Source organism: Methanosarcina sp. (genome assembly GCF_035390745.1).
In the GTDB taxonomy this organism is placed as follows: Archaea; Halobacteriota; Methanosarcinia; order Methanosarcinales; family Methanosarcinaceae; genus Methanosarcina.
In genome coordinates this window covers 1-10,428 of the sequence record NZ_DAOOUJ010000084.1, presented here as the reverse complement: position 1 = coordinate 10,428, position 10,428 = coordinate 1, and the positions used below count along the sequence as shown (strand labels likewise).

The window sequence follows — 10,428 nt, the reverse complement described above, 5'->3', positions numbered from 1 at the left end:
GGAGAACTCAAAAAGATTATGAAAATTATGCGCTTAAAATATGGGAAGTAAGGTTTAAAGGAATGTCAACTATGGAATCAATTTCCTAAAAACACCCAATAAGCGAATACTTTGAAATTGATATTTTGAGAAGTTATTCCATACCTTCAAGTTATGCGGTAAACTTCTGTTATAAATTCTAGTTTATGCCCGTTTGTTGTAAAACCACGATTCCCAATTTTTTGATTCCCCTGTATCCATAAGGTGTCTTTCTATGAAAAATTTTCGCTTCTGAGAGAACATCATTCTGATAGTAATTAGTTCTCTATCTTCTTTAGATATTTCTTATTGAAATGCTTTAAGCCTGCACAGAAAATTATATTTTGTACTTTTTCCTTTTCTCGAAGCATGAAAGTGCTGATTACAGGAGGAGCAGGTTTCATAGGCTCCCATATAGCTGAGTATTTTGCAGAAGCAGGGCATAGTGTAAGGATTCTTGATAATCTCACTACCGGTTTTTCCAGAAATATCCCTCAGCACAGAAACGTCGAATTCATTCAGGGGGATATCTGTGATCCCTCTTCGGTCGAAAAGGCGATCTCAGGTATGGATTGCGTTTTCAATGAAGCTGCCCTTGTATCAGTGCCGCTTAGCTGTGAAAAGCCGGTTGAAGCTTTCCGGATAAACACTCTTGGAACGCTTAATGTATTGCAGGCCTGCGTAAAGGAAGGAGTCGAAAAGTTTGTAACTGCATCCTCAGCCGCAGTTTATGGAAATAATCCTGTACTTCCTAAAAGCGAGGATATGTATCCTGAGCCTGCTTCACCTTATGCAATCTCCAAACTTGACGGAGAATTCCTGGCAAGAATGTTTTATGAAGTTCATGGACTTCGGACTACCTGTTTACGTTACTTTAATGTCTATGGGCCCCGCCAGGATCCAAAGTCTCCATACGCAGCCGTGATCCCCATTTTCCTGGAAAGGGCAAAAGCAGGAAAAGACCTTGTTATTTACGGCGACGGACTTCAGAGCAGGGACTTTGTTCATGTAAGAGATGTTGTCAGGGCAAATGTGGCAGCCCTTGAACATGGAGATGGTCAGGTGTTTAATGTGGCTATGGGAAAAAGTGTGACAGTTCTGGAGCTTGCTGAGAACATTATTGAGCTGACCGGCTCTTCAAGCAAGATTATACATGCCGGGTCAAGGGCAGGAGATGTCAGGGACTCAAGGGCAGATGTTTCAAAAATTGCCAGCTGGTGGAAAGGTGAAATCGAGCTGGAAGAAGGATTAAAAAGCCTTATTTAAGTGTAAAGCTTGACTTTTTACAACTGTTAATAATCAGAGTATCTAAAAAAAGAATTTAAACAGGAGAACCCATTTCTCCTGTTCTTATTTACTTTTCAGAGTTCGCATCGTCATTTTTTCAGATCTGCTTTTCTCCTTAAAAATACCCCTATCAGGATGATTGCAAGGAAACCTATAAAGATACTGGCAGCTTTTGACCATAGGCTTCTGTTTTCTTTTGAAGGCATCTTGGATTCCATGACCAGTTCTGAGTTGTCCTGCTGTCCAAATTCTGAAGTGTACAGGTCCTCATTTACAGTCTTTTCTTCGTTCTCAAGGATATTCTTGCTAGCTGTAATTGCAAACGGAGAGAAGCTAGAAGTTTCGGCTTCGAAATAGACATATTTATCGTCTTCATTTATTTTTTCCGTTTCAAGGGAGTTCCACTGGTCTTTGCTGTAATGCTGCAGAGTTATTGTATCAATATTTATATGGCTTTCATCAATCCATTCCTTGCCCACTTTGAAGCCTACAATAGCATCTTTTATATTTTTCGAATTTGCAAAATCGCTGTTTCCAACCCAGATATTTATATATTTGTAGACCACTCCTTCAGGCTCTATAGAGGTAAGTGAAGATTTCCCTTTCAATTCCTCAACAGTAGCTTTTATGTTACCTGCTGTGTTTTTGGAGGTAAAAATAATATAGTTGATAGGAGTGGCTGAGTTATTAAATTCAAACTTTATTCTCTTGTCTTTTGAAACAAACTTCTTGCAGGAATCTTTTCTTTTTATATTCTCTTCAGACTCAGAGGATTCTTCTTCATCATTATCTTTCTTTGAACTCGCTTTTGATCTGATCTCAATATCTTTCTGAGAGAGTCCTACAAGACCTTTTCCAGGGCTATATGCACCCACAAAGAGATAATAGCTTCCCACAGGAAGATCGAATGCAGTAAGTGACAGTTTATTCTGTCCAGATTCTCCTATTGATATCGTACCTTTTCCTTCCCCTATAAAGGTCTGGATTTCTGTCTGGAGTTCTTTTTTGGTTAATTTTGATCTGTAGTTTGAGGAATTAATGTCAAACTCATCAACAAGATCTATGTCATTAACTATGATTGAAGTTCCGTTTTTTGTACCATTAGAGTTGATTTCTATGTTTGCTTTGTATGCCTGCTCTCTTATGAGTACAGCTCCGTAGCTGTAGTTGTTGTAAGGGGCTCCTTCCAGTGACATAGTTATATTCAGGTTATTTCCTTTTACTATACTTGATGAGGATGAAATACACAGTTCGTATTCTGTAACTATAAAGACTGTTGAAGACAGGACTGTCAGACTTTCGTCTTCATTTTTCTGAACCATAACTATGCAGTAATTACCTGCATCGAGACATCCAAGATCATAGTCTGATATATCACCGTAGTTATCAAGCGTAATAAAGTGTTTTTCGTACTTTTCGCCCACACTGTCTTTGAAGAGGGTATTTAAGTTCCCTATATCTCCTGCCAACAAGGAGTCAAGAAGCTTCTGTGCACAGTTTTGGGTCAGCTTGAAAAGATAAATCTCCACGTTCTGTCCCTTTAGGTATGAATCTCCATGGAAACTCATTGTCACATTTTCATCAGGAAGAAAAACAGGAAGGATAGTATAAGAAGAAGTTGAAGGATATTTTATCGTGTAACTTTCATTTTCTTCTTTATTCAGCGTCCCGGATGCTCCGCCATAATCCTTATGTTTCGGACCATTATATGTAAGTTTTATTGGCTCAGGAAGTTTAACCCCTTTTTCCTCGTTTTGGAATCCCATCGTGATCCAGTTTCCTTCTGCTGGATCGTTCGTATGGTCTAGGAAGTAAACCACTTTGTCAGTAAAATTTAAATTTCCAATTGACTTTGCATCTGTTTTTTCGCTTCCTGCCATTGCTGGTACAGTTAAGATGAATGTTGCCAATATAAGAATTAACAAACTTTTTCTCAATTAAATACCTCCATTTTTTCCCCATTAAATTTTTTAATTTATCATTTTCGATAGTAAATTTTTTCATTCCTTCTGGCTGAATTGGCATGAAAGTACTTTCAAGTACTTTCATTCTTTGGGTATGTTATTCGAAGAATATCGTGCGCGTTTCTTGTTTTATTTTCTTTTTAAATTCAGAACAAGAACTAGAACTGCGGCCACCATTCCTCCCGCCAAGTAAACTGTATCCACGGAAAGTCCTGTTTTTTCAAAAGCCTGAGGCTCCTGAACTTCTTTGTCTTCTACATGTTCAGCGCCTTGATCTTTGTTCAATACCTCTTTGGTATTTTTCTCCGTTTCTTCCTGGGTTTCTAAAGGAGTTTGTTCTGTAACAGCTTCTGTCTCCTGTGATGAATAATCCGATGTCATAGCTAGAGTTTCTTCTTTCTGAAGGGTTACCTCTTTTGTGATGCCTCCAACGCTTACTTCAAAGTCTCCTGGAGGAACAGCTTTTGTATTATATGAGTAACTAAAATCCCCGTTTGAATCTGCTTTAACCTGCTGAACAGCTGTAATTTTCAAGTTCACAGTAGAAGTTTCTTCTTTAGCGTCTCCATCAATCTTTATCTGATAAGTTCCTGGAGGTACACTTGACTGCGTTACAGTTGCAATGTTTCCGGAAGCTTCTGAACTTTTAGTTATCCAGATCAGCATTTTTACCCTGACATTGAGGTTATTGGCTTCACTTGCCTGAACCGTAAAGCGGTTATTGAACCCTTCCGGGATTTTCACATCTTCGAGTGTATACTCGTAAGTCCCCCCGGATGCCTGGACTCTCTTTTCAAAAGTTACCTGTACTTCAACCTCTTCTTCCGGAGATGCGCTTCCTTTTATTTGAAGAGTATCTCCAGTAACAGGTTCTTCAGGGGATATTTCCCAGCTTCTAACTGCTGCAGCCGCGGGTGAAATTGTTAGTTGAATAAGAACAAGAATAAGAACCGAAAGAGAGGCAATCATAAAGGCATTTTCTTTTCGCCTTTTATGAGGGCGAGTGGATTTTATCACGGGAATTACTCCTTTAAATTTAGGATATGCTCATTATTTTTGGTATGTAAGTATTTAAATTTTTTGAACAATTTAACTGTCAGTTATTTATAAAAATGATGGTTTGAGATGTTTTTGAAATTTTATTTTTGTGATTTTTGTGTTAATTTTTATTCGCTGTAAACTAGATTAGATCTCTTTTAAATATAAATTCTTATATGTTGTTCCCTATACTTTGTTGATACCCTAAATTTACCCACTCATTAATTTTTTATTAGTGAGCTTATTTATTTTTTCTAAGGTGGTTTTTTGTTCTCTGCTGATACTCTCTCACTATTTTCTCTAGAAACTCTCTCAGTAATGTTATTAAATGTTTATCTCTTACTTCTTGGTATCCATTGTAAAGTCTTTGAGCATCTTGATCGATTAACTATGATTTGAGATCATAAATCACCATTTAATTATTGATTTTTCTCCTCTCATACATCTTATCTACATTCCGCAGTATTTTTTTCAAAAATCAATATTTTTCCTGATAGCGTTTTTGAAATAATAGAAATAATTTGGACTTTTAATGGAACTTGGTGAAAATTGAATGATGTCGTTTTTTGGTATCTTTCGATACACCGTATAGCTGCTTTACCTCCTGCATAAAAGTCCAATAAATCTACGTTTTATTGAAAATCGATAGCAGAAAAAAATGCGAATATGCGAAAAATTACTGCGGAAAGTGGGATCTTAAATATGTTTGATTTTTATGTGCTATCTTGTATTCTAATAATTCTATTGTATTCTAATTATTTAACTATTAGATAATCTTTTTATAGTATGAATCTCATTTGTATGAATAACTTTGTGATGTTTTGAGTTAAGCTACTCAAATATTTATGGGAGGTATCGTATGCTGTTAAGTATTATTTCATCGAGTGCTATTTCCTCAAGTGCTGTTTCTATGATTACAAGTCCCGGGCTCCCTCCTCATGGTGCGTCGGTAGTTGTCGGCTTGATAGCCCTCCTTTCTTTAAAGGAGATCCTTTCAGCATCTGAACACTGGAACAAGTCCCTTGAAAGTTCCTTTAATCAGACAATTTTACCTTTGCTCTTCAGTTTTGCTGCAATTGTCTCTTACAAGGTTATAGAAGCAGTCATTTAATTTCAGTTGAATATCAGCTAGTTTTCTTTGGGGTGAGCCAGTGAAATTTTCACTTCTTATTTTTGATTACCCTTTACTCAATTTCCCTCAAAATTTTGTTTTTTATTCACTACTTGTCTCTTTATTTCAAGCATAAACTTTTTATACTATGTTTTTCTTTTTTCATTCTTGCTCAGGAATTTCTATGGATGTGTAGAGACTGAAAATAGATGTATATCGAATTTATTTAGTTACTTTTTAATGGCAGTATAAAGAGGCATAAGGCATAATTTCTACAATTGTACTTCCTATTCTTTTTGTTCTACTTTTTAATTAATCTCAATTTTTGACGTTCAGCTTTTTTGGAATCTCTGTTTCTTCTACATGACGTTTTCAATCTCTTGATGTTTATTTGTGTGCTTCAAGTCAAGCAGTCTTCTAGCCTAAAAATATCTTCGGATTTTATCACTATTCCTTTCTTCATCTTTATTTTTAAACTGTTTCTTCGTACCCTAACTGGATGGCAAGAATTAACACGTTCTAAAAGTTTGGGAATTGGGAAAAATGTTTTATAATATGTTGTAATATTATGCTATTGCTCTAATGCTATGTCAATAGTATATTATTATACCAATGATTTTCACTACTCGATTATGTTCTAATGTTAAGAGAGGTTTTCATGCTTCTAAGTATAATTTCATCCAGTGCTATCTCTTCAACTGTCATCTCCATGGTTACGTCCCCAGGACTTCCTCAGTATGGATCCTCTGTAGTTGTTGGGCTGATAGCTCTTCTTTCTTTCAAGGAAGTCCTTTCTGCATCCAAGTACTGGAACGTACGTCTTAGCAATTCTTTTAATCTGCCAATTGTTCCTTTACTCTTCAGTTTTGCTGCAATTGTTGTTTTCAAGGTAGCCCAGATTATCTGATGACTTCAAATTTTGACTAAAGCTACATTTTTTCCACTTTTAGACTTCTTTTCAATATAGAATCACCAGAGAATTCAGAACATTTCAGAAACAACTCCTTCTGAAAATATAGATATATAGGGAAATATGGGGAAAGAGGAAGAAATAAGTCCTTGTATCTGATATTCTGGAATATTTTTCTAAAAAATAAGGTAATTTTTTCATTGAGATAGTTTCAAAACTCTGCTGATCATGTTTTTGAACAAAAGCAGGTCTTCCAGTCATTTTTATTGATCTTGATTTCTCTATTCTGAAGTATTGGCCTGGAAGAATTGAAAGTCGTTTTGAAACAAGCTTTCCAAAAGTTCATGTGAAAGGCAAGATTCCCAGCTGGTGAGGCAGGATCCCGAAAAGGAAAACGTTGACAAAGCCGTGAAGTACAGCAACAAAGGGCAAACTCTTTGTTTTGTAGAAAGCAAGTCCCATGATAAATCCGACAAAGCCTGTATAGAGAATTTCCTGAAAAGTACCGTACCCTGAGTGCATCATCCCGAACATAATACTTGTAATTAACAGGGCTTCCCACACGCTGAGAGCCTTTTCGAGTCTGCTTTGCAGAATTGATCTGAAAATCAGTTCTTCGATAAGCCCTACGAAAAAGACCATTACAATGGTAAGTTTAAGCAGATTTTCAAAAGTCAGGTCCGGGATCAGGTAACCTGATCGAATGGTGAAATACTCTCCAAGCCCCAGCAAAAAGCTCAAAGGAATCGAAATAAGCATATAAGGTACGAAATGCTTCATGGTTATTCCTATCTGCTCAAGGGAGTCCCGCTGGTGTAGTATAATGACTACCACAGGAATTGCAAGGGGACTGTAGACAAAAACGAATGTATAAAGAGTAGTTTCAAAAAAGACTGGCATTGAAAGGTTGATCAACCTGAGCACTGGCAGAAGCATAAATGCCTGATATATTCTGTGTATCTCTGGGGATTTTAAGAATATGTCAGAAAGAGAGAGAGCAATGACAATCCCTATATGTATCCAGACAGCTGCTCCCATCCTGCCTGAATAGATAAGGAGTTCTGCAAGGATTATGGCCAGTACAGGAGCTGCAGTAAGAATCCTGAGTTTCTTAATTTTTAATTTTTCCTCATCAACTTCTTCAGACTCGACTGTTTTCCATATTTTTGGTAAAATGAAGTCTTTCTTGGTTTTTTTTGCAGCCTCGTGACTTTCAGAAGTTATATGCAAGTATCCAATAAGGATCAGGACTGCTGCTCCAATACCTCCAACTGTATATAAAATATCTATATATTGCCCTATCTTAGAAAACGGGTTGGAAGATTCATAAGGGGTCGTAGCTCCAGAATCTTCTGTCTCTGACAAGTTCTCTGCATGAATCTGCTCCGAAAAGGTTCCTGTGTCCGAGGAAGGGTATAATTCCAGGCTGCTGCCAGAAGCGTCCTGAGGCGAAATTGCCAGTAAGGCCAGAGTCAGAACCGAAATGATAATTAAAATATCCAGTGTTTTTTGCTTTTTACAGGAACTGATTAGTTTTTGCACGGAAATTGCTCCTCTTCCAAATTGGGACGAGTTCGGATCTATCTGTGTATCTTTTATTAAATGTTTTTTCTGCTTGTTTATTCTTAGATGTTGGGAGATAAAGAACGATTAGATTTTTTCTATGGTGTTTTTATTGTTCATGTTGTATAAAGTTTTTTCTATAGTCTTTTGTTCTTCTAGAAATATTTCAACTTTCTTGAACCCCTAAAAGACAGAAAAATATATTTTCAGGCTTTTTCTCCACAAAATACTGTTTATTTTTATCTACAAGTAAAAAAGATCTCTCTTTAAGGTTCAGTTCTGATTTATTTTCCATATTTCAGACTCTTTTGTTTAGATTCCAGCTTTTGTTATTAAATAATTAATATGCCTTTAATTTAATAAGTGATTAGACCCTTGCAGGCATTAATCCTTGAAAAACTATCACTTCGTTTATTACTTATCTGAGCTAGTATCTGAACCGAATCTTATGCCTGGACTTTTTCCTTGCCTTTTAGAACTTCCTTTAGTTTTTATGCCTCAAGTTTTTTTGTTGAGTTTACATTTATCCAGAGGTGGAGATCCCTATAAGGTGTTTTTTTGTTGGTCTCGTTGAAGAGCAGGAACTCAAGTTTCATGTTCTTTCCTTCAACCGGAGGAGTAATGGTTAGATTTTTTTCCCAGGTTTCATTGTGGGTAAGTGAGATATACTGCATATTTTCAGGCAGGGAAAGAGATTGATTTTCAAGCTTCACTTCAAGTGTGTAGTTTACAGGCATGTACTCATGGTTTACTACACCAACAATTACTTTCCCGCTTTCTCCGAGTGTGTAGTTTGTCGGGTAATTGTCAGCCATCCCTTCAGGCCCCAGAATGTAGAACTCTGTAAAGTGTTCCCCCTCTTTTGGGCTAATTATAACATAAACAAGAGTCGTAACAGAGAGTAGAATGGATAAAACCAGAATGACTGTAAGAGCCCTGTCGAGTCCTGGTTCGGGTTTTTCCAGAATTTCTGATTTAAGTTCAAGTGCTATCTTCCTGAAGGGCACATCAAAGGCGTCGGCTTCGGAAAGTTGTGCCCGCCTCAGGTATGCAAACCCGCACATTATAATTGTGAATACTGACAGGCTTATCAGGATTGGTATAAGCCTTATTCCCCAGGGAGTATAGTTAAGCCCAAGACCGATCAGGGGTACTACTGCAATACTCAACCCGAAAGAAAGAGCTGTTCTTTCAATACCGTCAAGGTCTGATTTTGCGGGAAAAAGCGCAGCTATCAGGGCATATCCTGGAAGGAAAAGTACAAGAGGCAGGCCAAGGATATTGCGGAACACAGTTTCACTTAATCCGGGCATGAGCACAAAGAGATCGGTAAGGAGTACAAGACCGATAATGGTCAGCAGGTCTGAAGGAATTTTTTTTCCGGTCATTCGGGTCATCCGGCTTATAGTTTAAAAAAATTATTATATTTCTCAAGTTTTTCGGGAGAGTTACTATTTTTCCTCATCCTTTTTATTCTTTCGCTCTTTTCATATCATATATTCATTATTAAGGTTTTTCTGTTCACATATATTCCCGCAATATTTTTTTCAAAATTATCCATTTTTCTATGCACTGCAGCAGTTTACTATTTTTATTTCTATGTATATTTTTTGATTCTACTTATTGGATTTGAGTACATTCGCTACTCAAGTCCAGGAAAACATTCTTAATGAATTTCTCTAATGTTGCCCAATTTTGCCTTTTTCTTCATCTATAAATGCGGCAAGTGCTAATTCTGTTAAGTTGTTCTCTAAAACTTCAAAATCCTTGGAATAAATCCCCAAGATTGCAGGGGAACCTGCGGTGTCTGTGTGCAGAATTCTTGAGCTCTTTTGATCTGGTTTTTTTGAAACAAGTTTTTTATTTTTCATTCTCTATTCTATTGTTGCTTTTATCTTTCCTGTACTTTTGCATCGATTTTTATCAATCGTATAACATTATATTTATGCAATCTATGGCTCCTCTGCTAATATTATCACTAATGACTTATTATTTAACAGTGTCATTGTCAATAAATTTATATATTCGTGACCCAGATGTCAATCTAAAAAAATTAAAGCAAATTCAAGACTCAAACAGTCATACAATTAACCCAAATATTGTTCATTCACCCGTGTTAAATGACATTTGAGCCAATGTAATTAATTCTACTTTATAAATAAAGTTCAAAGGGGTCATACAAATGAGCAACGAATTTCTTATGGGCGACAGTATCCAGTACCCAGCTCATAAAGAGAGCCAGCGTTTCAGGGGGACACTTTCTCAAAATATAACTGTAATCATTTCAGCCTATAATGAAGAAGTTTCAATCGGAAGCATAGTCCTTCTCACCAAACTCTATGCCGACAATGTAATTGTTGTTGACGACGGCAGCACTGACCGCACAGCTGAAGTTGCCAGGAAAGCCGGGGCGCAGGTGATTGTACACGAAGCAAGCAAAGGAAAAGCCGAGTCTCTTAAGGTAGGGTTCAATTCCGCAGCTGACATGGGCGCAGATATTATAGTTACCATGGACTCGGATGGACAGCACAATCCCG

10 protein-coding genes are annotated in these 10,428 nt (G+C 36.9%); 4 read left to right on the top strand and 6 right to left on the bottom strand.

Annotated elements, in window-relative coordinates; all coding sequences use genetic code 11:
- Positions 1-387: 387 nt before the first annotated feature.
- Positions 388-1,284 (top strand): SDR family NAD(P)-dependent oxidoreductase, encoded by an 897-nt coding sequence (locus tag PLL47_RS13660; protein WP_324447002.1) that lies wholly within the window; start codon positions 388-390, stop codon positions 1,282-1,284.
- 110 nt (positions 1,285-1,394) lie between these two features.
- Here the strand turns inward: PLL47_RS13660 and PLL47_RS13655 are convergent, their stop codons facing one another.
- On the bottom strand, positions 1,395-3,185 hold the full coding sequence (locus PLL47_RS13655) for a TIGR04279 domain-containing protein (RefSeq protein WP_324447001.1): 1,791 nt from the start codon (positions 3,183-3,185) through the stop codon (positions 1,395-1,397).
- A 213-nt stretch (positions 3,186-3,398) separates the two neighbouring features.
- Positions 3,399-4,286 (bottom strand): hypothetical protein, encoded by an 888-nt coding sequence (locus PLL47_RS13650; RefSeq protein WP_324447000.1) that lies wholly within the window; start codon positions 4,284-4,286, stop codon positions 3,399-3,401.
- Between the two features lie 880 nt (positions 4,287-5,166).
- Here PLL47_RS13650 and PLL47_RS13645 point away from each other — a divergent pair.
- On the top strand, positions 5,167-5,418 hold the full coding sequence (locus PLL47_RS13645; protein ID WP_324446999.1) for a hypothetical protein: 252 nt from the start codon (positions 5,167-5,169) through the stop codon (positions 5,416-5,418).
- A gap of 658 nt (positions 5,419-6,076) precedes the next feature.
- The gene (locus tag PLL47_RS13640; RefSeq protein ID WP_324446998.1) at positions 6,077-6,325 is read left to right on the top strand and encodes a hypothetical protein; all 249 of its coding nucleotides are present in this window, start codon (positions 6,077-6,079) and stop codon (positions 6,323-6,325) included.
- A 345-nt stretch (positions 6,326-6,670) separates the two neighbouring features.
- Here the strand turns inward: PLL47_RS13640 and PLL47_RS13635 are convergent, their stop codons facing one another.
- The 4 genes from PLL47_RS13635 to PLL47_RS13620 all read right to left on the bottom strand — a co-directional run bounded on the left by PLL47_RS13635 (position 6,671) and on the right by PLL47_RS13620 (position 9,762).
- A complete protein-coding gene (locus PLL47_RS13635; protein ID WP_324446997.1) occupies positions 6,671-7,870 on the bottom strand; it encodes a CPBP family intramembrane glutamic endopeptidase in 1,200 nt (399 codons plus the stop codon).
- Between the two features lie 187 nt (positions 7,871-8,057).
- On the bottom strand, positions 8,058-8,186 hold the full coding sequence (locus PLL47_RS13630; protein WP_324446996.1) for a hypothetical protein: 129 nt from the start codon (positions 8,184-8,186) through the stop codon (positions 8,058-8,060).
- A gap of 196 nt (positions 8,187-8,382) precedes the next feature.
- The gene (locus PLL47_RS13625) at positions 8,383-9,279 is read right to left on the bottom strand and encodes a DUF8471 domain-containing protein (RefSeq protein ID WP_324446995.1); all 897 of its coding nucleotides are present in this window, start codon (positions 9,277-9,279) and stop codon (positions 8,383-8,385) included.
- Between the two features lie 291 nt (positions 9,280-9,570).
- Entirely contained in the window at positions 9,571-9,762 is a 192-nt protein-coding gene (locus tag PLL47_RS13620) for a hypothetical protein (RefSeq protein ID WP_324446994.1), read from the bottom strand.
- A 311-nt stretch (positions 9,763-10,073) separates the two neighbouring features.
- Between PLL47_RS13620 and PLL47_RS13615 the strand changes: the two genes are divergently transcribed.
- Positions 10,074-10,428, top strand: a 355-nt coding sequence (locus PLL47_RS13615) for a glycosyltransferase family 2 protein (RefSeq protein WP_324446993.1), incomplete at its 3' end; no start/stop codon positions are given.